Origin of the sequence: Thalassospira sp. NFXS8 (assembly GCF_040148805.1) — a bacterium.
Classification (GTDB): domain Bacteria; phylum Pseudomonadota; class Alphaproteobacteria; order Rhodospirillales; family Thalassospiraceae; genus Thalassospira.
The window spans coordinates 123,323-147,232 of record NZ_JAGEMF010000004.1 but is presented as its reverse complement, the minus strand read 5'-3'; the positions used below and the strand labels follow the sequence as shown (position 1 = coordinate 147,232).

Annotated in this window: 23 protein-coding genes and 1 tRNA gene; 6 read left to right on the top strand and 18 right to left on the bottom strand. The window is 53.5% G+C overall.

All coding sequences use genetic code 11. The features are described from left to right. Positions 1 to 57: 57 nt before the first annotated feature. The 9 genes from J4E05_RS19600 to J4E05_RS19560 form a co-directional block, all read right to left on the bottom strand. Positions 58 to 411 (bottom strand): HemJ family protein, encoded by a 354-nt coding sequence (locus tag J4E05_RS19600; RefSeq protein WP_494324088.1) that lies wholly within the window; start codon positions 409 to 411, stop codon positions 58 to 60. Positions 412 to 452: 41 nt separating this feature from the next. Continuing rightward, entirely contained in the window at positions 453 to 752 is a 300-nt protein-coding gene (locus J4E05_RS19595; protein ID WP_349599183.1) for a DUF3817 domain-containing protein, read from the bottom strand. After that, the gene (locus tag J4E05_RS19590; RefSeq protein WP_349599181.1) at positions 752 to 970 is read right to left on the bottom strand and encodes a hypothetical protein; all 219 of its coding nucleotides are present in this window, start codon (positions 968 to 970) and stop codon (positions 752 to 754) included. The genes J4E05_RS19595 and J4E05_RS19590 overlap by 1 nt, the downstream gene beginning before the upstream one ends. Then, on the bottom strand, positions 963 to 1,292 hold the full coding sequence (locus J4E05_RS19585) for an ArsR/SmtB family transcription factor (RefSeq protein WP_349599179.1): 330 nt from the start codon (positions 1,290 to 1,292) through the stop codon (positions 963 to 965). The genes J4E05_RS19590 and J4E05_RS19585 overlap by 8 nt, the downstream gene beginning before the upstream one ends. 162 nt (positions 1,293 to 1,454) lie before the next feature. Next, positions 1,455 to 3,110 carry a chaperonin GroEL gene (groL, locus tag J4E05_RS19580; protein WP_085588998.1) on the bottom strand — a complete coding sequence of 552 codons (1,656 nt, stop codon included), beginning with the start codon at positions 3,108 to 3,110 and terminating at the stop codon, positions 1,455 to 1,457. A 62-nt stretch (positions 3,111 to 3,172) separates the two neighbouring features. Continuing rightward, positions 3,173 to 3,460 carry a co-chaperone GroES gene (gene groES / locus J4E05_RS19575; RefSeq protein WP_085589000.1) on the bottom strand — a complete coding sequence of 96 codons (288 nt, stop codon included), beginning with the start codon at positions 3,458 to 3,460 and terminating at the stop codon, positions 3,173 to 3,175. A 224-nt stretch (positions 3,461 to 3,684) separates the two neighbouring features. Continuing rightward, positions 3,685 to 4,086, bottom strand: a complete 402-nt coding sequence (locus tag J4E05_RS19570) for a DUF805 domain-containing protein (protein ID WP_349599174.1) — start codon at positions 4,084 to 4,086, stop codon at positions 3,685 to 3,687. 192 nt (positions 4,087 to 4,278) lie between these two features. Further along, positions 4,279 to 7,359 (bottom strand): hypothetical protein, encoded by a 3,081-nt coding sequence (locus tag J4E05_RS19565; RefSeq protein WP_349599171.1) that lies wholly within the window; start codon positions 7,357 to 7,359, stop codon positions 4,279 to 4,281. Between the two features lie 218 nt (positions 7,360 to 7,577). Further along, positions 7,578 to 8,576 carry a cupin domain-containing protein gene (locus tag J4E05_RS19560; protein ID WP_349599169.1) on the bottom strand — a complete coding sequence of 333 codons (999 nt, stop codon included), beginning with the start codon at positions 8,574 to 8,576 and terminating at the stop codon, positions 7,578 to 7,580. A gap of 126 nt (positions 8,577 to 8,702) precedes the next feature. Here J4E05_RS19560 and J4E05_RS19555 point away from each other — a divergent pair, with 126 nt between their 5' ends. Beyond that, a complete protein-coding gene (locus J4E05_RS19555; protein ID WP_349599166.1) occupies positions 8,703 to 9,239 on the top strand; it encodes a carboxymuconolactone decarboxylase family protein in 537 nt (178 codons plus the stop codon). A gap of 139 nt (positions 9,240 to 9,378) precedes the next feature. On the opposite strand, the gene glmS is transcribed toward J4E05_RS19555, so the two are convergent. Together glmS and glmU are read right to left on the bottom strand one after the other, a co-directional pair. Then, entirely contained in the window at positions 9,379 to 11,202 is a 1,824-nt protein-coding gene (gene glmS / locus J4E05_RS19550; RefSeq protein WP_349599163.1) for a glutamine--fructose-6-phosphate transaminase (isomerizing), read from the bottom strand. A gap of 116 nt (positions 11,203 to 11,318) precedes the next feature. Continuing rightward, a complete protein-coding gene (gene glmU, locus J4E05_RS19545; protein WP_349599160.1) occupies positions 11,319 to 12,665 on the bottom strand; it encodes a bifunctional UDP-N-acetylglucosamine diphosphorylase/glucosamine-1-phosphate N-acetyltransferase GlmU in 1,347 nt (448 codons plus the stop codon). A gap of 238 nt (positions 12,666 to 12,903) precedes the next feature. Between glmU and J4E05_RS19540 the strand changes: the two genes are divergently transcribed. Together J4E05_RS19540 and J4E05_RS19535 are read left to right on the top strand one after the other, a co-directional pair. Continuing rightward, positions 12,904 to 13,575: an HAD-IA family hydrolase gene (locus J4E05_RS19540; RefSeq protein WP_349599157.1), complete on the top strand. Its 672-nt coding sequence runs from the start codon at positions 12,904 to 12,906 to the stop codon at positions 13,573 to 13,575. 91 nt (positions 13,576 to 13,666) lie between these two features. Further along, positions 13,667 to 13,743 (top strand) — tRNA-Val (locus J4E05_RS19535). A 205-nt stretch (positions 13,744 to 13,948) separates the two neighbouring features. On the opposite strand, the gene araD is transcribed toward J4E05_RS19535, so the two are convergent. From araD to chvE, 4 genes are all read right to left on the bottom strand, one after another. Continuing rightward, positions 13,949 to 15,694, bottom strand: coding sequence for an L-arabinonate dehydratase (araD, locus tag J4E05_RS19530; RefSeq protein WP_349599154.1), 1,746 nt, complete (start codon positions 15,692 to 15,694; stop codon positions 13,949 to 13,951). A 177-nt stretch (positions 15,695 to 15,871) separates the two neighbouring features. Continuing rightward, positions 15,872 to 17,056, bottom strand: a complete 1,185-nt coding sequence (gene mmsB / locus J4E05_RS19525; protein WP_349599151.1) for a multiple monosaccharide ABC transporter permease — start codon at positions 17,054 to 17,056, stop codon at positions 15,872 to 15,874. A gap of 10 nt (positions 17,057 to 17,066) precedes the next feature. Then, the gene (mmsA, locus tag J4E05_RS19520; RefSeq protein WP_349599148.1) at positions 17,067 to 18,587 is read right to left on the bottom strand and encodes a multiple monosaccharide ABC transporter ATP-binding protein; all 1,521 of its coding nucleotides are present in this window, start codon (positions 18,585 to 18,587) and stop codon (positions 17,067 to 17,069) included. Between the two features lie 170 nt (positions 18,588 to 18,757). Further along, positions 18,758 to 19,849 (bottom strand): multiple monosaccharide ABC transporter substrate-binding protein, encoded by a 1,092-nt coding sequence (chvE, locus tag J4E05_RS19515; RefSeq protein ID WP_085589024.1) that lies wholly within the window; start codon positions 19,847 to 19,849, stop codon positions 18,758 to 18,760. 243 nt (positions 19,850 to 20,092) lie between these two features. On the opposite strand from chvE, the gene J4E05_RS19510 reads away from it, so the two are divergent. Then, the gene (locus J4E05_RS19510) at positions 20,093 to 21,079 is read left to right on the top strand and encodes a LysR family transcriptional regulator (protein ID WP_085589026.1); all 987 of its coding nucleotides are present in this window, start codon (positions 20,093 to 20,095) and stop codon (positions 21,077 to 21,079) included. 38 nt (positions 21,080 to 21,117) lie between these two features. Here the strand turns inward: J4E05_RS19510 and J4E05_RS19505 are convergent, their stop codons facing one another. After that, positions 21,118 to 21,555, bottom strand: a complete 438-nt coding sequence (locus J4E05_RS19505) for a GNAT family N-acetyltransferase (protein ID WP_349599144.1) — start codon at positions 21,553 to 21,555, stop codon at positions 21,118 to 21,120. A 147-nt stretch (positions 21,556 to 21,702) separates the two neighbouring features. On the opposite strand from J4E05_RS19505, the gene J4E05_RS19500 reads away from it, so the two are divergent. Both J4E05_RS19500 and J4E05_RS19495 read left to right on the top strand, forming a co-directional pair. Beyond that, positions 21,703 to 22,257: an AAA family ATPase gene (locus J4E05_RS19500; protein WP_349599141.1), complete on the top strand. Its 555-nt coding sequence runs from the start codon at positions 21,703 to 21,705 to the stop codon at positions 22,255 to 22,257. A gap of 33 nt (positions 22,258 to 22,290) precedes the next feature. Further along, a complete protein-coding gene (locus J4E05_RS19495) occupies positions 22,291 to 22,743 on the top strand; it encodes a thermonuclease family protein (RefSeq protein WP_349599138.1) in 453 nt (150 codons plus the stop codon). Positions 22,744 to 22,809: 66 nt separating this feature from the next. Here J4E05_RS19495 and J4E05_RS19490 read toward each other — a convergent pair whose 3' ends face one another. Both J4E05_RS19490 and J4E05_RS19485 read right to left on the bottom strand, forming a co-directional pair. Continuing rightward, on the bottom strand, positions 22,810 to 23,304 hold the full coding sequence (locus tag J4E05_RS19490) for a phosphatase domain-containing protein (protein WP_085589034.1): 495 nt from the start codon (positions 23,302 to 23,304) through the stop codon (positions 22,810 to 22,812). Further along, positions 23,301 to 23,903, bottom strand: a complete 603-nt coding sequence (locus J4E05_RS19485) for a histidine phosphatase family protein (RefSeq protein ID WP_349599135.1) — start codon at positions 23,901 to 23,903, stop codon at positions 23,301 to 23,303. Before J4E05_RS19485 ends, J4E05_RS19490 begins: the two co-directional genes overlap by 4 nt. Positions 23,904 to 23,910 lie beyond the last annotated feature (7 nt).

Below are 23,910 nucleotides of genomic sequence, written 5' to 3'. Positions count from 1 at the left end.
GATCAACGATCGGTAAAATTCAAAAAGGCATGGAATTTTACCCGCCGAAACAATCCGTTAGAACGGTTTGGCCATTACCAGAAAAATGACCCCGGCAAGCGCACAAAACATCAGCCCCAGCCAGCGATATGACTCATGGCGGGGCAAAGCCCGCGTCGCACTTACCCGCCGCAAACGGCCCGCCAGCGCACCATGCATCCCCGAAAGAACAACCACCAGCACCAGTTTGGCCCACAGCCACGCATCCCCAAACCAGCCCCCCATATAGGCAAGCGTTAGCCCCAAAACCCACGCCACCAGCATTGCTGGCGCGGTTACGTATTGGTCCCACTGTCGAAAGGCACTTATGGCAGCCGGGCTTGGCCGGATCAAAAACAGCGCCACCGCGACCATTCCGGAAATCCACGTCATTACCGCCAACAAATGGGCAGATTTTATCACCAGATAAAGCATCAAGATGCCTTTCGTCCAATCAGGCGGGATCGCAACCAGCGTTCATTCACAAAACCACCAAAGGGCACCACCGCCCCAAGCATCAATCGCGCAATATTGCGCTGGTCAATCAGCCCCTCGAAATAAGCTCGTATCACCAGCCAGGTAAAAAACAAAAAGGCGACGCCATGTACGGGACCCATGATGCGGGTGGCATTATCCAGCCCCAACCCATATTTTAACGGCACGGCAATCAACAAAAGCACCAGCAATGTGGTGGCCTCGGCCATTGCCCCAAATCGCAACATCCGCCCCGGCATTATTCCACCTCGCGCAACAGGGATTCAATCCGGGTTAAACGCCCGTCCATCCCCTTTAACTCATCGCGTATCGCAATCAGCTCTGCACTGGCTTGCGCTGCCTGCGCGGCATCACTGCGCGCACGCATGGCCTGTGCTGCGTATTTCATCGCAAAAATCAGCAAAACAGTCACAAGCATTAAAATGGTTAGCATCACAAAGGGTGGCGCTTCAGACATTACTGTCTCCCCTGGCGAACAAGGTTTCGGGCAGCGGCCCGACCTGTGCAATTGTTTCCGGCGACAATGCCAAATTAAAGGACGTTACCCGGTAAAAATTCGCCATCTTGCCATTGTCCGCCTGCCCGGTTGCACTGGCAACCAGGCCCGCATTTTCCAGCTTGCGCAAATGCATTTTCATCAAGGGGCGGCTGATCCCGGCCTCCCGCGCAAGATGGCTTACATATAAGGCCCCCTCACGCGTCAAGGCTGCCACAATCCACAACCGCACCGGATGGGAAAGTGCTTGTAGTTGCAGCAGCATTTTTTCGGCATCATTCATTCGGTATCGTCCTTTTACGTAACAAAAAATTTACATGTAATTTTTTTGTTACGCAATATCGAATTTTCATTCCGACGCTCGTTTTGCCTCGCACAACGAAAAAGGGCCCCGCATTGCTGCGAGGCCCCCTTCCTAACTGTAAGGTCGCTTGGTTGGTTTGGCTTAGAAGCCCATACCGCCCATGCCACCCATACCGCCCATGCCACCCATGTCGGGTGCGCCGCCGCCCGAAGACTTGTCTTCCGGCTTTTCAGCGATCATGCATTCGGTGGTGATCAGCAGACCAGCAACCGATGCGGCATCCTGAAGGGCGGTACGAACAACCTTGGCCGGATCGATGATGCCAGCTTTAACGAGGTTGGTGTATTCGCCTTTCTGGGCGTCGAAACCGAATTCGACGTCATCCTGTTCGAGCAGCTTGCCAGCAACAACAGCACCGTCAACACCGGCATTCTGCGCGATCTGACGAACCGGAGCCTGAAGCGCACGACGAACGATGTCGACACCGATGGTCTGGTCGTGGTTTGCACCTTCAAGACCTTCAAGCGCACGGGTTGCGTACAGCAGAGCCGTACCACCACCAGCAACAATGCCTTCTTCAACAGCTGCACGGGTTGCATGCAGGGCATCGTCAACGCGGTCTTTACGTTCTTTAACTTCGATTTCCGAAGCGCCACCGATCTTGATCACAGCAACACCGCCAGCGAGTTTCGCCAGACGTTCCTGCAGTTTTTCGCGATCGTAATCAGAGGTGGTTTCTTCGATCTGCGCACGGATCTGGCCAACGCGGGCTTCGATCTGTGCTTTCTCACCGGCACCATCAACGATGGTGGTTTCTTCTTTGGTGATGGTGATCGATTTCGCGGTGCCAAGCATGTCAAGCGTAACGCTTTCAAGCTTGATGCCGAGATCTTCGGAAACAACCTGGCCACCGGTCAGGATGGCGATGTCTTCAAGCATGGCTTTACGACGATCACCAAAGCCCGGAGCTTTAACAGCAGCAATTTTCAGGCCGCCGCGCAGCTTGTTGACAACCAGGGTTGCCAGGGCTTCGCCTTCAACGTCTTCTGCAATGATCAGAAGCGGCTTGCCGGACTGAACAACAGCTTCGAGAAGCGGCAGCATCGGCTGGAGCGAGGAAACCTTTTTGTCGAACAGCAGGACGTAAGGTGCGTCCAGTTCAGCAACCATCTTTTCAGGGTTGGTTACGAAATAGGGCGACAGGTAACCACGGTCAAACTGCATGCCTTCGACAACGTCAAGTTCAGTGTGCAGGCCTTTGGCTTCTTCGACGGTGATAACACCTTCGTTGCCAACTTTTTCCATGGCTTCAGCGATCATATCGCCAACTTCACGGTCACCGTTAGCCGAAATGTTACCAACCTGTGCGATTTCGTCTTTACCCGAAACCTTGCGTGCACGGGCCTGGATGGCTTCGATCACTTTGGCCGACGCCAGATCGATACCGCGCTTAAGGTCCATCGGGTTCATGCCGGCAGCAACAGATTTGTTGCCTTCACGAACGATGGCCTGTGCCAGAACGGTTGCAGTCGTGGTGCCATCGCCTGCCATGTCGGCAGTTTTCGAGGCAACTTCACGCAGCATCTGTGCGCCCATGTTTTCGAACTTGTCTGAAAGTTCGATTTCCTTGGCAACAGAAACGCCGTCCTTGGTGACGCGCGGTGCGCCAAAGGATTTTTCGATAACAACGTTACGGCCTTTCGGGCCAAGGGTCACTTTGACAGCATCAGCAAGGATGTCTACGCCGCGCAGCATTTTTGCACGTGCTTCTGTCGAAAATTTTACTTCTTTAGCCATTCTATTCTTTCCTCTCTATGAGACGGATGAACATCAAACCAAAATCACCCAAATGGGCTGATTTAGGCCAGAATACCCATAATGTCGGATTCTTTCATGATCAGCAGCTCTTCGCCATCAACCTTGACTTCGGTGCCCGACCATTTGCCGAACAGAACCTTGTCGCCAGCTTTAACGTCAAGCGCGACGAGCGAGCCGTCGTCTTTGCGGATACCGGTGCCAACAGCGATAACTTCGCCTTCCTGCGGCTTTTCTTTTGCGGTATCGGGAATAATGATGCCACCAGCAGTCTTCTGGTCGGATTCGACACGACGTACCAGTACACGATCATGTAACGGACGGAACTTCATTTTCGACAACTCCGTGTAAAAATCTAGGGCTCGATTGTTTAAAACACTAACCGGGATGAGCCCACGTTAGCACTCACCCCAAGTGAGTGCTAACAGCAATTAAGGTAACGGTCGAAAATTGTCAATAGCCCAATGGAGCAAGTCGCAAAAAAGTCATATTTTCCGCCGGTTTCCAAAAGCACCGTAACGGCACATGAAACCTCTCCGGGCCCGGCGCGCTGCCCCTAAAAAACAGCATCCCCGTCATTGTCCTGACGAAAATAATCATAGGGCATTGGCCCAAACCGGTTTGGGCCCAACTGGGTTGGCTTGCACCACCAAACAATCAGGATAATAAGTCCAATCAATGGCACAAGACTGATCAGCACCCACCAGCCGGAACGATCAGTATCATGCAGGCGGCGCACAGATACCGCCAAACCCGGGAAAAACGTGATCAGGTTAAAAATACCCTCGAGAAAACCGATATCGCGATGGTTGCCAAAAAATTGCCCATCGATAATCGACAACACAATAGAAACCGACAGAACAAATAGTTGCCACCACCAAAAAGCAGACCGCGAGGCACGGTCTCGAAAATTGAAGTAATTGTGAAATCCTGAGCGGATTGCTTCGCCAAATTTCATTTCACCTGCCCTGTCCAACTTCCAAACCTAACCATCCAGCCCCTATTTTAGGCCACCACCCACAGATTGAAAACCGCTTTCGCGGCCTATATGCATGATTTAAATAATTTTTATCTTGCACCTTTCATAAACAGCAGGGAACCGGTGCTGTAAATGCAGCACCGGTTCCCTGTCATGCTTTTCACATCCGGTTTACTGGCGGGCAATCTCTACCTTGCCGGTATCCACCAGTTTCAAGGCCCAGTTTTCTGCAGCCGTATCATCAAGGTTCAGATACTGCGCCAGATAGGCCAGCCGATCAGTATCGTCACCCTTGGCCGTACAAAAACGGTCTTGCAGGTAAAATGGCGGCGTTGCCTGATAATAAAGCCGAGCCTGCACCTTGGCCGGTTTGCCGTGAATATCAGCCAACTTCACTTCATAACGCAAGCTATCGCCCCCGCTTTGGGTTGGTCCCAAATAATCCGGGTCGGTCCCAACCGCACTAAAGCCTGCATCCTCGGCAAGTTCGCTTCCAGCACCCAGCACCTTTGAAATCGCTTCGCGCTGTTCCAGCGCCAGATAACCCGGTGGCGGCAGGCGGTTATCTTTTACCTCAGCACAGATTGACAGAAAACTGGTGGTCAATTCCCCTTGCGGGCGCACATTATGACCACAGGAAAACTGCGATCCATCCAAAGGAGGCGTGCTGACCAGTTCCTGATAAATCTGGGTTTGGTCCTGCGACGTGATCACCTCGAAATGGGGCTGATGCAGGCGTTTTTCCGGCTCGATCCGGTGGGTACATTTATCATCCCACCACAGCTCGCCTTTTAACGGTTTGTCATGTTGATCGACCAGAACACCGGCTTTGTTCACCCGGCCTGATGCCCACAAAACCTTGTCTTTGGCATCCAGCACTTCAAACTGAACAAACGCACGCCGAAACCCGACCCCGGATGGAAATTTATGCCCGGTATGGCTGGCGATTTTAACCGAGGCGCTAAGTTTGCCATCGGCAATCACCGGGTCATCAGCAAGGCTGATGGTAACGGTGTCATTTTCCGCCTGTTCGGTAATGGCACGTGCCGTAAATTCCAGCGGATCAATTGCCTTTTTTGAATTCATCATCGGATCGGCGGTTGGAACCCCCATAATATCGGGGAACTGCTGGAACATTTTGACCAAAAACAGGTTCAACCCCACCAGCGTATGGCGGGCAAAACCTTCGCGAGGTTCAAGGTCGATATCTTTGGGGTCAAAGGTATTGGCCGCCGCCGGAAAGTTTGAATATTCCTGAATGCTGGCGATTTTGCTTTTGAACTCGCCGCCGGCATCGCGTGATGGCATGTGGCAATCCTGGCAGGTTTGCGGCATATCCCCTGCCCCGCCGGGCAATGGCCCGTCAATTGTGGTGCCAGTACGATACGAACTGAATGCCCATTCGGCATAGGTCGTTTGTTCATAAACATGGGCAATGGTTTTGCCTTCATGCAACACCGGCAAATGTACGGTGTGGCAGGTGCCGCACATTTCCGATGTTGAAATGGCATCACCTTTTTCAGGTTTTATCCCCAATGTATAATCCATCGGGTGGGTTTTGGGTTTGTCAAATGGCCCAAACAACTTGCCCGCAGGCCCCACCAGAAAACTGCCGGTAAAGGTTTTGCCAAAACCGGTATTTTTAGCGTTTAGCTGTTCCTGACGTTTCAACACACAGGCATTTTGCGGGTCATCGGCATATTTCTTCGTCGCTTCCTTGCCCAGCACCATTTGATGGCACGCCATGCACGAAATGCCATCACGCGCCAGCGCCCCATAGGATGCATGGGAAGCCGTCGGATTGCCCGGTGGATAAGGCACCGCATTCACAATATCGCGATCAAATACACCGCAATCGCCGTCATTCACGGCCGCATGATCAATCTGGAACTGCCGCTGGCCCAAAATACCATGGCAACCAAGACAGGTGGTTTGCACCAGATCAGCCTGATCATGATGAAAGGTCTGGGTTTCACTGGCCATCTGGGCAAAGAAAATCGGGTCCCGCCCGGCAAGGCCCATTGGCGAGGACCGCCATGTTGCATAAGGCGACAGGTTTAGCAGCTTGTCGCTTTGCGGGTCGGGCATTGTCATGTCAAACTGCAACCCGGTACTGCCCGCATCGTGGCAGCCTGTGCATTGATCGCTGGTTAAATACTGGCTTTCGGGCGACGGCCCGGCCGCAGGCATCCACACATTGTCATAGGTTTGCGATGGCATGATAAAGCCATGCTCGGGCACGGCGCCAAACCGGTCGGCCCTGGTGACAAAGGCCAGCAAATCTTCCAGCGGCTTGATACGGGGCTGCCCATGTGGCACCGGCTTTTTTTCCATATGGGCGCGCAACGCATGAATATCATCGCCCAAATCGTCGGGGGCGGTTGCCGCCATCTGGGTGGTGCCGGTCGCCATTGTTGTCCGGGCCGAGGTTGCGGTTAGCGATGCCGCCCCACCAAGATACTGATTGGCAAAAAAGTCCTGCGATAAAAATACTTCGGGCTGGCCAGGATGGCCTTGTAAATTGCGTTCTTCGGCGAAAGTCAGATCATGGGCGGACCCATGGCAATTTACGCAATATTGCCCAAACCCCATATTGGGCGGGCCATTGCTGGCACTTGCGGGCCAATCAGGTACCCAGCCTTCACCGGGCCAGCCATACCAGCCCCAAAACCAGCCATCTTTGGACCCTTGGGCATCACGCACCATAATTGCGGCACCGCTGGTTGGAAACAGATGGTCCGGATCATATTTCGCACAGGCCGATGCTGGTTCAGGATACATTTCCTTCACCATAATCGCACCATCGGGAATGGCTTGTTGCGGATCAGGGTGGGCTTTGCCGGTGGGCCGGTTTTTCTCCAGCCACGACACCATATCGGGCGAATACCAGATCACGACCGGCGAATGCGTACCGTGATAGGTGCCGTCCCACGGGGCACCTTTTTGCCCGGCGACGCGCGCCGCCGTATAAGGGCCGGTATCGCGCACATATTTGTCACGCACCCAGCCCGATTGGGTATCACGATGACACCAGTTATTAAAAAATTGCGATAATGCCGCTTCATATTCGTTTAACGGCAACGCACCGGGATGGCGCACCGTATCACTTAATGACTGGCACAGTGCCAGATCCGTTGGCACCATTGGTGTATCGCGCAATGCTGTTTCACATGTTTGTGCGATGGCAACTGTGGCAATACAACTTGCCATCCCCGCAAGCACAATGGCCCGCAGCCTTCCCCAATATGACATGGCCCTCTCTCTCCCTGTCCCCGGCGGCACCCCTGCCAGCCAGCTCCATTAAAAAGTGTAAGGGCCGGTAAAATTACCATCAACCTATAATTGATAAATTTGAAATAAATTTAATCTTTCGCTAAATTTGGTTCACAAACATTGCCGTTCTGCGTCATGCAGCCTGCTTTGTATGACGGCGACACCCCGCCTTATGCAGCCATCTTGCCCTTGAATAATCAGGTCAGGGAAACCCTGTCTTTACGACGCCATTGCGCTGGCGTCATTCCCATATGTTTTTTAAAGGCACGTTGAAATGCGGCCTCGGACTGATAGCCAACAAGATCGGCAACCGTCCCTGTCGACATATCATTATTGGCAAGGTTATTCGCCGCCAGCATCATTCTGATTTCCAGCAACAGATCCGTTGCCGAATATCCCAGTAATTCCTGAAAATGGCGCACCAGCGTTGCCCGTGACATATTGCAAAGCCGGGCCAGCCGCGGCAATGTCCAGTCATCTCCGGGATTATCCAGCATGGCATTTAATGCCGGTGCCAAACGCGGATGCCCCGCCAGCGCCAAAATCCCGACAGGCGCATCTGCAGTTTCACTGACCAACCGCAATGCCAGGGTGAACAATGCAGCAGAATAGGCATTTAACATCGCCCGGCCGCCCAGGGCAGCGTTATCCGCTTCGGCCCGCATCAAATTAATCAGGGTGGTCAAACGGTTTTCTGTTCCGGTTCCGCACGGCATATCAAATGCACCGCCACCCGCCACACCCATCCGGGATGAATGTGCCGACGCGATAGGCATATTTGCCGTTCGCACAATCAGCCTGTCAGGCAAATACCGTGCTAAAACCCTTGCATGAAATGATGCCATTTTAAATCGCCCGCACAGCATATCCAAGCGATCGCCAGCGCCGCTGTTTTCATTGAGCACAAGATTCATGCCATGACGAACCGTCATTATCGACGGTGGCTTGCCGCTGCCGTCATGAAGGAAATGTGCCGCCCCACCGGGCAGTAACAAAATATCTCCCGCCGATAATCGAACAACTTCACGCCCCGCCGGGTCATCGAGCGTCGCCTTGCCTTGCACGATGATATGATAGGGAATTTCGCCTTTGGCCGCCTGCCCTTCAACCACATTCCACGGGGCGCCAAATGAACAGCGAATATCAAGGCTGCCGCGCACCGGCATCAAATCAAACAGCTGACTAAGCCAATCCATCACCACAAACCCCGAAATTGAGATTATTTAGCATATTTTAGAAACTTAATGACATTAACAAACTCATCCCCGGCCCGTAAAGTGCAGACATAGACACCACACACCCTTCATCAAGGAGACGACATTATGTCACGCATTTCCGTACCTGCCGTTGAATCCGCCACCGGTGCCACCGCCGATCTTTTTGCCGGGATCAAAAAATCTGTTGGCACTGTTCCCAACGCTTACGCGGCAATCGGCTCGCTGAACCCACAGGCGTTACAATCCGTTTTGGCCGCCGATGCCGTTTTGGCAAAAAGCACGCTAAGCAAACAGGATCAGGAAATTATCAAATTGCAAATCAGCACAGTTGCCGGTTGCGATTATTGTGTTGCCGCACACAGCCTGGTTGGAAAGTTAAGCGGCATCGACCAGGGAACCCTGAAAAGCATCCGCCAGGGTGAAGCAACAAACGACCCGAAACGGGATGCACTGATCCGTTTTGTTCGCACCCTGCAAGACACCCCCGGCACCATCAGCCAGGCCGAATTCGATGCAATCAAGGCAGCAGGATACAGCGATGTGCAATTGGTTGATATCAGCCTGACCATCGCCATCATTACTTTCACCAATGTGTTTAACCGCATCAACGACACTGTGGTTGACTTCCCCGCTGTTAACTAAAACATCGGTGTCGAGGCATTTCATCTTGCCCGAATAAAACGCCCTATAACAAGCGCAGCGCCCCGCAACCAAACCGGCTGCGGGGCGCTATAACGCGATCAAACTTTTAGAATTAATAAAACAGGTTGGGGCGAAACACCTATTCCACCGTCACCGATTTTGCCAGATTACGGGGCTGGTCCACATCCGTCCCCTTATGTACCGCCACATGATAGGCCAGCATCTGCACCGGAATGGTATAGAGGATCGGGGCGATAAAATCGGCGACCTTGGGCAGCTCCACCGTGGCCGATGCCATATCGCCCACCATTGCCAAACCTTGCGCATCCGAAAGGAAAATCACCCGGCCACCACGCGCGGCGGCTTCTTGCATGTTCGATGCGGTTTTTTCAAACAACTCGTCCGACGGGGCAATCACGATAATCGGCACAGACTGGTCAATCAGGGCAATCGGCCCGTGTTTCATTTCACCCGCGGCATAGCCTTCGGCATGGATATAGGAAATTTCCTTAAGCTTTAACGCCCCTTCCATCGCAATCGGATAACCAAGGCCGCGCCCCAGATACAAAACATCCCGGGCATCCGCGATGTTAAGCGCGAGTTGGCGAATTTCTTCGTCATGATGCAGCACTTCGGCCGCCTGCTTGGGCAGTTCGGTCAGGGCATTGACGATGGCGGCTTCCGCATCCTTGCCGAGCGTGCCGTTTTCACGACCGATGGTCACCGCAAGGCAGGCCAGAACGGTAAGCTGGGTTGTGAAAGCCTTGGTTGATGCCACGCCAATTTCCGGCCCGGCATAAGTTTGCAACACAACGTCGCTTTCGCGCGCAATCGTGCTTTCGGCGACGTTAACAATGGATAAAATCTTTTGCCCTTTCGACTTCGCATACCGAAGGGCTGCCAACGTATCCAGCGTTTCACCGGATTGTGAAATAAACAACGCTATGCCGCCCTTGGGAAGCGGCGGGCAGCGATAGCGAAATTCCGATGCAACATCTACATCCACGCCAAGGCCCGCATAGCGTTCGATCCAGTGTTTTGCCACCAGCCCGGCATAAAACGAGGTCCCACAGGCAACAATCGTTAAGCGGGTGGCCTCGCCAATGTTAAACGGCATATCGGGCAGCTTGATGGTGCGGGTTGCCGGGTTGATAAAGGAATGCAGCGTATCGCCGATCACGGCAGGCTGTTCAAAAATTTCCTTTTGCATGAAATGGTTATAGTTGCCCTTGCCCATCATGGCACCGGAAACCGCCGAAAGCTTGATCTCGCGGGTGACATCATTGTCATGCTCATCACGAACCTGAACATGATCGCGGGTCATTTCCACCCAGTCGCCTTCTTCCAGGTAGATCAATCGATTGGTCAGGTGCGACAGGGCCATCGCGTCGGACCCCAGATACATCTCGCCCTCGCCAAGGCCCACCGCCAGCGGTGTGCCGCGCCGCGCGCCAAAAATCACATCGTGATGACCGGCAACAACGATCACAAGGGCAAAGGCCCCTTCAATCCGGTGCAAGGTTGCCTGTACCGCGTCACGCGGGGATTTACCCTGATCGAGAAAGTCCGACACCAAATGTACAATCACCTCGGTATCGGTATCGGATTCAAAAACACGGCCTCTGGCGGTCAGCTCGGCTTTAAGGTCGCGGAAATTTTCGATAATGCCATTGTGAACAACGGCAACCTTGCCGTCGGTGTGCGGATGCGCGTTATTTTCGGTGGGTACGCCATGCGTTGCCCAGCGGGTGTGACCAATGCCAACATCCCCGCCCAATGGCTGTTCCTTAAGACGTTGGCTTAAATTCACCAGTTTGCCTTCGGCGCGGCGTCGTTCGATATTGCCATTAATCAGGGTCGCAATACCGGCGGAATCATACCCGCGATATTCCAGGCGTTTTAACCCTTCCAGAATGCGTTCACTTACACTGTCTTTGCCGATAATGCCGATAATGCCGCACATATGCTGTGTCTTTCCCCAAATTTACCCTTGCCGCCGGCCATCATCGGGCCAGACTGCACAAAATATCAAACGCCAAAACCGGCATTGTAATGGAACCTGCAAACAGGCCGTCTGCCTTAATCCTTGCCCGTCAAAGCACGCATTTTTTCACGAAACCGCGCAGCCCAGCCCGCCTTTTCGGTTCGTTCCGCACGCACCAGCACCAGCGCATCGGCGGCAACATCGCCGCTTAACGTGCTGCCCGCGCCAACAAATGCGCCATCGCCCACGGTTACCGGCGCAACCAATGCCGTGTTGGAGCCGATAAATGCCCCAACACCAATGTCGGTTTTATATTTCTGGAAACCGTCGTAATTGCACGTAATGGTGCCGGCCCCGATATTGGCCTTAGCCCCAATGCGCGCATCACCGATATAGGACAAATGATTAACCTTCGCGCCGGTTTCCAGGGTGGCTTTTTTTATTTCAACAAAATTGCCAACCCGTGCGCCCGCACCAATGTCGGCACCGGGCCGCAACCGGGCATAGGGGCCAATATCGGCGTTATTGGCAATAATGCAGCCTTCAAGGTGGCTAAATGCCTTAACCGTTACATTGTCACCAATTTTAACCCCCGGCCCAAACACCACATTGGGTTCAATCACCACATCCTGGCCAATTTCAGTATCGGCACATAAAAACACCGATGCCGGGTCCACCAGCGTTGCGCCATTATCCATGGCGGCATTGCGCAGGCGGGTTTGCATCAGTTGTTCGGCAATCGCCAGCTGGGCACGCGAATTAACGCCAAGGGTTTCTTCTTCCGCTACTTCCACGGCAACACAGGTCCGGCCCTGATCACGGGCCACAGCGACCGCATCGGTCAGGTAATATTCGCCTTTGGCATTGTTGTTGTTAATTGCATCAAGCAAATCAACCATGCCCTCGGCAGCAAAGCACATCACACCGGAATTGCAAAACCCGATCCGGCGTTCGGCATCGGTGCATTCCTTGTCTTCAATAATTGCCTGCAATTCGCCGGTGAACGGGTCTGTCGCCAGTCGACCATACCCGGCCGGGTCATCGGGGGTAAAGCCCAGCACCGCCACCGCATGCGGGCCTTCCTTGCGCGCCGCAATCAGGCGTTCCAGCGTGGCGGGGGTAAAAAGCGGGCTATCGCCATATAACACCAGCACATCACCCCTGGCGTTTTCCAGGGCGTTACGCGCCGCCAAAACGGCATGGGCCGTGCCAAGCCGATCTGTTTGCTCGAATGTCGGATGCGGGGCCACGGCCTGTTCAAGGGCTGCCATATCCGGGCCAACCACAATCAGGGTTTGCTCTGCATGCAGGAACCGGGCGGCGTCGATCACGTGGTTGACCATTGGCTTGCCTGCGACCTTGTGCAAAACCTTGGGCTGCGCGCTTTTCATTCGCGTTCCCATACCGGCCGCCAGAACAACAACACTTAATGATCTAGACATTTAAAATCCTTTATTCCCGAACGCATCGTGACATCAAAGCGCGGCCCGCCAAACCGAAACCACATTAACATCCGCACTCCTACCGTAAATCGGTGCGATGCAAAAGCCCTGCTGAATCACGTTTTGTAACCTGATGTTAGCAGATGTTACAGATTGTGAATGCGCTTGTTATTGGCATCCATACTGATAAGTTCAACTGATACATTTCTGTGTTCTTATCATGACAAAAGGCAGCCCCATGACCAACTTCATCCTGTTTGATCTTGACGGTACATTGATTGACGGGGTTGAGGACCTTGTGGTGGCGATGAATCACCTGCTGGCCGAACACACCCTGCCCCCGCTGACCCGGCACGAACTTGAACCCATGCTGGGCGATGGCGCGCGCATGTTAACCAAACGTGCCTTTGCCGCCCGAAATTCCGGTTTGGACGAAAATGCCCTGTCCGCGGCCTATGACAAATTTGTATCGCTGTACGAGGCAACAGGCTATCGCGATACATATTTGTATCAGGATGCCGAAACCACATTGCGCGGCCTGCATGAAAAGGGCTGGAAAATTGGTCTGGCTTCAAACAAACCCACCCGGCCCTGCCGCGAAATCCTGTCATTGCTGGGGATCGACGATTTGTTTACGACCATTGCTGGCGGTGACGCAACCGATGTACGTAAACCCGATGGCGGGCATTTGGCCTTTGCCCTGAAAGGCATGGGGTATAAGCGCGATGCGGGCGATACCGCCGTTATGGTTGGTGATCACGCCAATGACATAAACGCGGCACGCGCCATTGGCATTGCTGCCATCGCCGTTGCCTTTGAAGTGGATGATGCCAAGGCCCGGACACTGGGTGCCGATGCCGTTTTAACCCGCTTTGCCCAACTGCCTGACGCATTGGAAAAAATTGCCTGAAAACGCGGCTTGACACCCCCGGCGCAGGCCCTTATAACCCGCGCCACCGACGGAATACGAAGCAGTCACCTACGCACTGTTTCCCCGTTTCGGGCGTATAGCTCAGTTGGTTAGAGCGTTCCCTTCACACGGGAGAGGTCACAAGTTCGAATCTTGTTACGCCCACCATTTCCCAAATCCCCGAACGATCTCTATTGACGCCTGAAATCTGGCGTAAACGTATCTGTTGATTGTTTCTGTTGGCGTGCCCGACCCAAAAGAAAAGGCACCAACGCAACCCAGTTGGTTGCATTGGTGCCTAGTATAATATTCAGCTTTACCGCCATACCAACTTGCCTTTTAGCAAACTAGCATGGCATCTTGAGCGTCAATTCTAGTGGCTGTCCTTCGGGATTTCCTTGCCGCGACCACCGATCAGAAAGTCAAAATCGGCCCCTTTATCCGCGCCAATGACATGGCTGTAATAAAGCGACGCATAACCACTGGCAGGAACCGGAACAATGGTTTCCCACGCGGCAAGGCGACTGGCGATTTCATCGTCGGGTACGTCAAGATGCAAGCGACGGTTCGGCACATCAAGTTCGATCATATCGCCATTTTGCACAATCGCCAGCGGGCCACCGGCGGCGGCTTCGGGGGATGTGTGCAAAACAACGGTGCCGTATGCCGTGCCGCTCATGCGGGCGTCGGAAATACGCACCATGTCGGTAATGCCTTTGCGCAAAACCTTGGGCGGCAGGCCCATATTGCCAACCTCGGCCATGCCGGGATAGCCCTTGGGACCGCAGTTTTTCAAAACCATGATGCAGTTTTCGTCAATATCAAGGCTTTCGTCGTTAATCTTGGCCTTGTAATCGTCGATATCTTCAAACACCACGGCGCGGCCACGGTGGGTCATCAAATGTTCTGACGCGGCAGAAGGTTTAAGCACAGCGCCATTCGGGGCCAGGTTGCCCTTGACCACGGCGATGCCGCCATGCTGGGTCAGGGCTTTTTCGAACGGCAAAATCACATCGTCGTTCCAGTTGCGCACCTCGGCAACCTGGTCCCACATGGTTTCGCCCGAAACCGTGATGGCGTCTTTATGGATCTGCCCGCTTTCGGCCAGCGCCTTGATGACCACCGGCAAGCCACCGGCATAGAAGAATTCCTCCATCAAGTATTTGCCCGATGGCTGCAAATTAACGATGGTCGGAATATCGCGTCCCAAACGGTCCCAGTCATCCAGCGTCAGATCAACGCCCAAGCGCCCGGCAATCGCCAGAAGGTGAATAACCGCATTGGTCGAGCCACCAATCGCGCCATTAACACGAATGGCGTTTTCAAAGGCATCCTTGGTCATCACGTCAGACGGTTTAAGGTCGTCCTTAACCATCTGCACAATGCGACGCCCGGTTAAATGGGCCATCACCCGGCGACGACTATCAACAGCGGGAATGGCAGCATTGCCCGACAGCGCCATGCCCAGCGCCTCGGCCATGCTGGCCATACTTGATGCCGTGCCCATGGTGTTGCATGACCCGGGTGAACGCGACATCGCCATTTCGGCATCCAGGAAATCCTCGGTGCTGATCTTGCCTGCCTTGCGATCTTCGGATAATTGCCACAGCGAGGTGCCCGAACCAATATCCTGCCCGCGCCATTTGCCATTCAGCATCGGCCCGCCGGTTACAACAATGGCAGGAATATCAACGCTGGATGCCCCCATCAGCAATGCCGGGGTGGTTTTATCGCAGCCCACCATCAGCACCACACCATCCAGCGGGGTTCCACGCAGGGCTTCTTCCACATCCATGGCGCACAGGTTACGGAACATCATGGCTGTGGGGCGCAGCGTGCTTTCGCCCGGTGAAAACACCGGAAATTCCAGCGGCAGACCGCCAGCTTCGTAAATGCCGTGTTTGACCCGCTCGGCAAGGTCGCGCAAATGCGCGTTGCAAGGGGTTAATTGCGACCAGGTATTACAAATACCAATCACCGGGCGGCCGTCGAACAGGTCGGCAGGCAGGCCCTGGTTTTTCATCCAGCTGCGGTGATAGATATTATCCTTGCTCGTACCACCAAACCATCCTTGCGAGCGCAACGTGCGCGGCCAGGCTGCGGGTTTAAAGCTGCTCATGCCCGGTCTCCTGAGTTTATGTTAAACGCGCTGTTTTCATCGCGCGCGCTCCGGGCGCAAAACGCGCCCGGATAGATATTCAAACGGTGCAAAGACACAGGGCTGCAAAAACGAAATGTGCTTTCACATATCGACATCGCCCCGGTTTCCGGTCCGTTTTGTTGTTTGGTCAATTCTTTAGGCCTTGTTCTTGTTATAGACATCGAAAATCACGGCGGCGAGCAACACCAGGCCTTTAATCACCTGTTGCCAGTCAATCCCGACACCAACAATCGACATCCCGTTATTCATAACGCCCATAATCAGGGCGCCAACGACAGCGCCGATAATTTTACCAACGCCACCAGACATGGACGCGCCACCGATAAAGACGGCTGCGATCACGTCAAGTTCAAAGGCAATCCCGGCTTTCGGGGTTGCAGTATTCAAACGGGCGGCAAAAACCAACCCGGCCAATGCGGCCAGCATGCCCATATTGGCAAAGGTCAAAAATGCCAGTTTGCGGGTATTGATGCCCGAAAGCTGGGCGGCCTTTTCATTGCCCCCCATCGCATAAATGCGACGACCAATTGTTGTGCTGTTGGTAACAAAGGTAAAAATCGCAATCAGCAAGGCCATGACGATTAGCACATTAGGCAGGCCACGATAGGTCGAAAGCAGATAGGCGATATACAAAATCGCAAAACCGGCAAGCGCATGTTTGGCGGCAAAAAAGGCCATTGGCTCTTCTACAACGGCAAACCGCGCCTGTTTTGCCCGCGAGCGCAAACCAAGGGCCGGCAGCAAAAGCGCAACGAGAACACCCAGCGTCATGGAAAAAACATTAAACCGGCCGTCGATCAACCCGCCCATCAGGTCGGGAATGAAACCCGATGACATTAACTGAAAGTTTGACGGAAATGGCCCCACAGATGCGCCGCCCAGCAGGGCCAGCGTCAAACCGCGAAAAACCAGCATCCCGGCCAGGGTCACGATAAAGGATGGAATGCGCCAATAGGCCACCCAATAGCCCTGGGCACAGCCAATCAAACCGCCAACAACCAGACAAACCGGAATGACCACAAATGTCGGCAAATCCCACTGAACGGCCATAACTGCCGCCAATGCGCCAATAAAGCCAACAACAGAGCCCACCGAAAGATCGATATTACCGCCCACAATAACAAGCAACATGCCGACAGCCATGATGATGACATAGCTGTTTTGCAGGAAAAGGTTGGTCAGATTGACCGGCTTCATCAACACGCCGTCGGTCAAATACTGAAAAAACGCCATGATCGCAATCAGGGCCAGAACCATGCCATATTCACGCATATGGGTGCGCAGGTAGTAACTGATATTTTTTGTCGAAGTCTCACTCATTGGTCCGTCCTCACCCCTTCAGGATCATGTGCATGATCTTTTCCTGGCTGGCATCACTTGCGGCCAGCTGCCCTTTGATTTCGCCCTCATTCATCACATAAATGCGGTCGCACATTCCCAGAAGTTCCGGCATCTCCGACGAGATCATAATGACCCCTTTGCCATCGGCTGCCAGCTGATTGATAATTGAATAAATCTCGTATTTGGCACCCACATCAATGCCGCGGGTTGGCTCGTCCAGGATCAATACTTCCGGCCCGGCAAACAGCCATTTGGACAACACAACCTTTTGCTGGTTACCACCCGAAAGGTTAACCACCTTCTGGCCGACATTGGGTGTGCGAATATTGATCTTCTGGCGGTATTCCTCGGCGACACCCCGTTCGGCCCCGTCGTTTAAGACCCCGCGTTCCGAAACACCGGGCAGATTGGCAAGCGTGATATTGGTGGTAATACTTTCGTCAAGGATCAGCCCCATTTCCTTGCGATCCTCGGTCACATAGGCAAGTCCCGAGGCAATGGCACGCTGCACGGTGGAAACATCCACCGGTTTGCCATGCATCAAAACCTCGCCGCTGATATTATGTCCATATGACTTGCCAAAAATGCTCATGGCAAGTTCGGTACGCCCGGCCCCCATCAAACCGGCAATACCAACCACCTCGCCGGCGGCCACATCAATATTAACATCCTTGATCAGCTTTTGGGTGGGATGCAGCGGGTGATAACAGGTCCAGTTGCGCACTTCCATCATGGTTGCGCCAATATTAGGGGTCCGTTCAGGATAGCGATGCGCCATATCACGCCCGACCATATCCTTGACAATATCATCCTCGCTGATCTGCCCATCAAGACAATCCAGCGTCGAAACGGCCCTGCCATCACGAATAACCGTAATCCGGTCGGCAACACGGCTGATTTCATTTAACTTGTGCGAAATCAGGATCGAGGTAATGCCCTGATTGCGAAACTCGATCAGCAGATCCAGCAATTTCTGGCTATCATTTTCCTGCAAACTTGACGTGGGTTCGTCCAGAATAAGAAGTTTGACTTCCTTGGACAGAGCCTTGGCAATTTCCACCAGTTGCTGTTTGCCGACCCCAATATTGGTCACCAGCGTATTGGGGGCCTCGCGCAGGCCAACCTTGCCTAAAAGCTCGGTTGTGCGGGCAAAGGTCTTGGGCCAGTTAATCACACCGTTTTCAGAAAGCTCGTTGCCCAGAAAAATGTTTTCGGCAATCGATAGTAACGGCACCAGGGCCAGTTCCTGATGGATGATGATAATGCCGCGCGCTTCGCTATCGCGAATATCCCTGAATGACTGAATGTCGTCATCAAACAGAATGTCGCCTTCATAGGTTCCATGCGGATAAACCCCGCTAAGAACCTTCATCAATGTTGATTTTCCAGCGCCATTTTCGCCGCACAGGGCATGAATTTCGCCCCGTCGTACTTTAAGGTTAACATCATCAAGCGCTTTCACACCGGGGAAAGTCTTGGTGATATTGCGCATCTCCAGGATGGTATCCATCCGGTCCTCCCGAATTCCGGCAGTTCTGCCGGCTCCCTTTTGCAAAACGGCCCGTCTGCCTTTCAACACCGGACCGACCGCCACCTGGTTTGATCCGGCGGCTTTCGGCTTGGCACAAAAACGGGCGGCGATGGTTCACCGCCCGTTTCGATTTTCATGCAAAACCGTGCTTATTTAACCTGATCAGCGGTATAATAACCCGATCCAATGATAATGCCTTCCCAGTTGGATTTATCGACCAGAACCGGTTCCAGCAAATAGGACGGAACAACCTTGACGCCATTGTCATAGGTTTTGGTGTCGTTCACTGTCGGTTCCTTACCGGCCAGCACATCGTTCACCATGCTAACCGTCACACGGGCCAGTTCGCGGGTGTCTTTGAAAACGGTTGAATACTGTTCACCGGCAAGGATCGATTTGATCGACGGCAATTCGGCGTCCTGCCCGGTAACGATCGGCATTTTCATGTCGCCCGAACCATAACCAACGCCCTTAAGCGAGGACAGAATACCAATTGACAACCCGTCATAGGGCGACAGCACACCATCGACCTTTTCGTCGGTGTAATAAGCCGACAACAGGTTATCCATACGGGCCTGGGCAACCGCACCATCCCAACGCAGGGTACCAACCTTGTCCATGCCCATCTGGCCGGATTTAATAACAACAGTGCCATTATCAATCAGCGGCTGCAAAACCGACATCGCGCCATTATAGAAGAAATAGGCATTGTTATCGTCCGGCGAACCGCCAAACAATTCAACATTGTACGGACCATCGCCGCGTGACGCGAGGCCATCCATCAATGAAGATGCCTGAAGAACGCCAACCTTGAAATTATCAAACGTCGAATAATAATCGACATCGCCGCTATCGCGGATCAGGCGGTCATAGGCGAAAACCTTGATCCCGGCGGCCTTGGCATTTGCCAGAGCATTGGAAAGGGTTGATCCGTCAATGGCGGCAATCACCAACACATCAACGCCCTTCACAATCATGTTTTCAATCTGGGAAAGCTGATTGGGAATATCGTCTTCGGCATATTGAAGGTCGGTTTTATAACCGGCTTCTTCAAACTGCTTGACCATCGAATCCCCATCCGAAATCCAGCGTGCAGAAGATTTGGTCGGCATGGCGATCCCGACATAGCCCTTGTCAGCAGCGTGGGCGGCACTCATCCCAAAGCCACCCGGCATGGAGGGGGCAAAGGTCGCGGCCGCGCCAAAGGCAATGCCGGCCAATACAGCACTCAGACGTTTCATTATATTTTCTCCCTAATGACACAACAATTTCCGGCATTTGCCTGTTTGGTTAAGGCACCGGGTGCCCGTCCTTGTTGTGTGGCGTTATTTTACGTAGCGACTGCCATTTTTTAATGACGCCGACGGCGCAATATTCCGTTGCTTCGCCATAACATTCAAATAATGAAAACTGAACATTGCATATCAAAAACGATATGTTATTAAAATCAATATCCGAAACGCGTTAACAGTAGCAGCTGCTTTATGGTTCAGACTTCCCCGCCCAGCATTATGACACCGGCACAAACCCTGTTAACAGGGTCGGGAAACCTGTTTAAGCGCGGGCTAAAAATCAGCCATTTACGCATGATTGTTGCCATGGAGGAAACCGGCCAGATCAGCTTGGCCGCCACCATGTTAAAAACATCGCAACCTGCCGCATCGCGGTTATTATCGGAAATGGAAGACATGCTGGGAACCCGCCTGTGCGAACGTGGCGCACGCGGTGTAGAAATGAGCAATGCCGGCCGGGCACTGGCCCAGCGCGCACGCACCATGCTTATTGAAATGCGCGAAGCCGAACGCGAAATTGAAGATATTAAAAATGGTGGCGGCACGGTATTTATCGGCGCGGTTACCGCCGCCGCCGTTGACCTGGTGGTGCCTGTGGTTCGCGATATCCAGTCGCACAATGCAAGGTTCGAGGCGCAGGTTGCAATTGGCCCGTCCCACGTCCTGATCAAAAGCCTGCTGGCGGGGGAATATGACTTTATCATTGGCCGGGTGCCACAGGATGTGGACCCGCGCCTGTTTCATATTCGCCAGATCCGCAGCGAAAAAATCCGCCTTCTGGTGCGTAACGGACATCCGCTATTGGCGCATAACCCGGTTACAATGGCCCAACTGGCGCAATATGAATGGATATTGCCGCCACCGGGAAACCTGATGCGGCGTACAATCGAGGATGTTTTTATCGCCCAAAACCTGCCGTTACCGCGTTCAGGGTTAAACACTGCATCTTTGCTGGTAACCCTTGCATCCATCAGCGACAGCGACGCCGTTGCCCCGATGGCCGAAGAAGTAACAACATTGCTTACACGGGGGGGCGCGATTGCCGAATTACCCCTGACCGAAGCAATCGAAATCAAACCCTATAGCCTGCTAACCGCAGCCGGGCATCGCCTGTCGCCATCAGCACAGTTGATATCGGACCATATTCTGGCGCGAATTGACGGTCCCGACGGCGTGTAAGCCACCCGCCCGTGCAACACGCCCTGTCAAAAGGGTCATTAGCGCCCCAGTCGCATATGTAAAATCGGAAACGGGTTACCTTCACCGTCATTTTCAGAACGGGCAAAGTCAACGAACCCCAGGTAACGATAAAAACCGGCGGCATCGGGGTTTTGTTCGTTCACATCGACATCGGTAATATTGTGCCGTGATATGGCATATTCGACCAAAGCCCGGCCAATGCCCTGCCCCATCCGTTGCGGGTCCACAAAAAGCATTTCAATGCGCCCTTCCGCAATGCCGATAAATCCGGTAATATTACCGTTCTCATCCTCCGCACAATACAGGACAACCGCGTCAAGATACCGATCGTGGATCATCACGCGCAGGCGGGCGATATCGCCTTCGTCCAAAAATCCGTGCGTGGCCCGCACCGAACTTTCCCATAACCTGATCAGGCGGCTTCGGTCCGCCAAACCGGGTTTTGCAATCAGCATATTGACAGCCTTTGTTCTTGCGATTAATGCCCAGCCTCTCTTTACATGCCGGGTTTGACCTTCTCAATAAAATCCTTTGTTTACGCCATCAGCTTGCCGCAAAGCGCCGCCATATGGTGCCGCCTTGAGCAGGGAATACGAATATCAATGCAATTGCCTTATCCATCGAACCTTATTGTCATCACAGGTGGCCCCGGTGCGGGCAAAACCACACTGATCAATCACTTAAATGACCTTGGCTATGAAACCAGCCGGGAGGTAGCCCGAAACGTTATCGAAAACCAGCAGGAACGCGGCGGCAATGCCCTGCCGTGGGAAGACAATGAAGCCTATAGCGGCCTTATGATGCGCGGATCTATCCGCGCATGGCAGGACGGCATGGAGCAAGACCCGCTAAGCGTGTTTTTTGACCGTGGCCTGCCCGATACATTGGCCCATCGCCGTTTATCCAAACTGCCCGATGACCCGACCCTGATGCGGGCGATTGAAACCTATCGCTACCGGCGCACGGTTTTCATCCTGCCGCCCTGGGCTGAAATTTATCAAACCGACACCGCACGAACACAAAACTTCAGCGAAGCCGTCAGAACCTATGTGGTTTTGTATCGCACCTATCTTGAATGCGGCTACGAACCCATCGAAATACGCAAAGGCCCGGTCGAACAACGGGCCGCGCAAATATTATCGCGGTTAAAACTGTGATTAAAAAACAACAAAACAGAATACGAGCAAACAATGCCTGCATCTTTTTATCGCCCTGCCGTTACGGCGGCCCTTGTGGCGGGCTGCCTGATACCCGCGACGACACATGCCACCTGTTACGATTGGCCCTTGCGTGAACGCGGCGGCGAATATGCCTATGACGGCGATACAATTTATGTGCTAATCCCCGGGTTACCGCGCGAAATTGCCAAAATGTCGGTGCGCGTACGCGGGGTGGATACCCCCGAAATCCGCGGTAAATGCCCAATGGAAAAAGAACTGGCCAACAAGGCACGCGATTATGCACGCCACAGCCTGAAACAGGCGCAAAAGGTCGAATTTTGCGAACCTGAATGGGGCCGCTATGGCGGGCGTGTTGTGGCATCGGTGCGCATTGATGGCCGCGCGCTGGATCAGGAATTAATCAATAATGGCCTTGCACGCGCCTATGATGGCAAAACAAAACGTGCACCATGGTGTGGTTAATTGCCCCCATAACAAAACCGGCGGCATTCCCTGCCGCCGGTTTTGCATCATGCTTAAAATATCAAGTCAGAAATTACCCGGCGCGCATTGCAAACAGGTCAACCCCAGATCGCGCCATTTATCGACTACGGATTGCCGGTCATCCACCACCAGCCACGGGGCAAAGCCATCGGCACGGATTTGCTGCAACAAATCTTCCTTAACATCCTCGTCACTGCGATGATCAGCGTCGACCGGACGCAAATAAACCCCGTCAAACGGAATTTCATGCGCCTTTAGCCACGCTTCGGTTCGATCCCGCCAGCCTTCGGGGCGACCAGTACAAATGACAATCGCCTGTCCGGTGCCATGCAAAATGCGCAACAGCCGTTCAATATCGGCCACCGGCGCTGTCACATCCATCGCGTCAAAAAATGCGTCCCAATATTTAACCGGCCCATGCACCAGATGGCCAAGGGCATCGGCATCGAATTCGGCCAGTGTGCCGTCTACATCAAAAACCACCGCCGGGCGTGGCTGACTGGCAGTTCCTGGCATCAGCGCATCGTTTTCAAAGGTCATTCCATATCCTGTCTGGCGGCATTTGCCTGTTCTGATAAAATCTTATGGGTCCAGCGACCATCTTGCGGCGTGAACAAAACCGGCGTCGCATTCATGATACGCGGGCCATCGGCATCAAACCCGGTTAAATGTAAAATGCAGCGCATCACTCCGGAATGACCGACAATTACGGTTAAGCCTTGCGCATCATCATGCCCGGCAAGGGCAATTTTCAACGCCTCACACACCCGTTTACACATATCGTTAAACGGCTCGCCATTTGGCGGGGTTTCAAAACGTGGGCATATTTCAGTAACCGGCCGTCCCTCCAGGTCGCCCCAATGGCGTTCACGCAAGCCACTCAGGATTTCCGCCTGATGGCCGGGCACGGCAAGGGCGGCTGTACGCTGCGCCCGTGACTGGGTGCTGGCATATACGGCCCGCCATTTATGCTGCGCCATCAAGGGGGCCACGGAACGTGCCTGTTCCTCACCTGTGGTATTTAACGGCACGTCGGTCGATCCGGCAATAATGCCGGTGCGATTGGCTTCGGTTTCGCCGTGGCGCATAAAAACAAACGGCACTGCGGGCATGTCATAGTGCCAATAGGGAAAAATCATGTGAAAA

Bases quoted from the DNA above. Each gene is read 5' to 3' on its own strand.
- J4E05_RS19600 (WP_494324088.1), bottom strand. From the start codon at position 411: ATGACGTGGATTTCCGGAATGGTCGCGGTGGCGCTGTTTTTGATCCGG.
- J4E05_RS19595 (WP_349599183.1), bottom strand. From the start codon at position 752: ATGCCGGGGCGGATGTTGCGATTTGGGGCAATGGCCGAGGCCACCACA.
- J4E05_RS19590 (WP_349599181.1), bottom strand. From the start codon at position 970: ATGTCTGAAGCGCCACCCTTTGTGATGCTAACCATTTTAATGCTTGTG.
- J4E05_RS19585 (WP_349599179.1), bottom strand. From the start codon at position 1,292: ATGAATGATGCCGAAAAAATGCTGCTGCAACTACAAGCACTTTCCCAT.
- groL (WP_085588998.1), bottom strand. From the start codon at position 3,110: ATGGCTAAAGAAGTAAAATTTTCGACAGAAGCACGTGCAAAAATGCTG.
- groES (WP_085589000.1), bottom strand. From the start codon at position 3,460: ATGAAGTTCCGTCCGTTACATGATCGTGTACTGGTACGTCGTGTCGAA.
- J4E05_RS19570 (WP_349599174.1), bottom strand. From the start codon at position 4,086: ATGAAATTTGGCGAAGCAATCCGCTCAGGATTTCACAATTACTTCAAT.
- J4E05_RS19565 (WP_349599171.1), bottom strand. From the start codon at position 7,359: ATGTCATATTGGGGAAGGCTGCGGGCCATTGTGCTTGCGGGGATGGCA.
- J4E05_RS19560 (WP_349599169.1), bottom strand. From the start codon at position 8,576: ATGGATTGGCTTAGTCAGCTGTTTGATTTGATGCCGGTGCGCGGCAGC.
- J4E05_RS19555 (WP_349599166.1), top strand. From the start codon at position 8,703: ATGTCACGCATTTCCGTACCTGCCGTTGAATCCGCCACCGGTGCCACC.
- glmS (WP_349599163.1), bottom strand. From the start codon at position 11,202: ATGTGCGGCATTATCGGCATTATCGGCAAAGACAGTGTAAGTGAACGC.
- glmU (WP_349599160.1), bottom strand. From the start codon at position 12,665: ATGTCTAGATCATTAAGTGTTGTTGTTCTGGCGGCCGGTATGGGAACG.
- J4E05_RS19540 (WP_349599157.1), top strand. From the start codon at position 12,904: ATGACCAACTTCATCCTGTTTGATCTTGACGGTACATTGATTGACGGG.
- araD (WP_349599154.1), bottom strand. From the start codon at position 15,694: ATGAGCAGCTTTAAACCCGCAGCCTGGCCGCGCACGTTGCGCTCGCAA.
- mmsB (WP_349599151.1), bottom strand. From the start codon at position 17,056: ATGAGTGAGACTTCGACAAAAAATATCAGTTACTACCTGCGCACCCAT.
- mmsA (WP_349599148.1), bottom strand. From the start codon at position 18,587: ATGGATACCATCCTGGAGATGCGCAATATCACCAAGACTTTCCCCGGT.
- chvE (WP_085589024.1), bottom strand. From the start codon at position 19,849: ATGAAACGTCTGAGTGCTGTATTGGCCGGCATTGCCTTTGGCGCGGCC.
- J4E05_RS19510 (WP_085589026.1), top strand. From the start codon at position 20,093: ATGGTTCAGACTTCCCCGCCCAGCATTATGACACCGGCACAAACCCTG.
- J4E05_RS19505 (WP_349599144.1), bottom strand. From the start codon at position 21,555: ATGCTGATTGCAAAACCCGGTTTGGCGGACCGAAGCCGCCTGATCAGG.
- J4E05_RS19500 (WP_349599141.1), top strand. From the start codon at position 21,703: ATGCAATTGCCTTATCCATCGAACCTTATTGTCATCACAGGTGGCCCC.
- J4E05_RS19495 (WP_349599138.1), top strand. From the start codon at position 22,291: ATGCCTGCATCTTTTTATCGCCCTGCCGTTACGGCGGCCCTTGTGGCG.
- J4E05_RS19490 (WP_085589034.1), bottom strand. From the start codon at position 23,304: ATGACCTTTGAAAACGATGCGCTGATGCCAGGAACTGCCAGTCAGCCA.
- J4E05_RS19485 (WP_349599135.1), bottom strand. From the start codon at position 23,903: ATGATTTTTCCCTATTGGCACTATGACATGCCCGCAGTGCCGTTTGTT.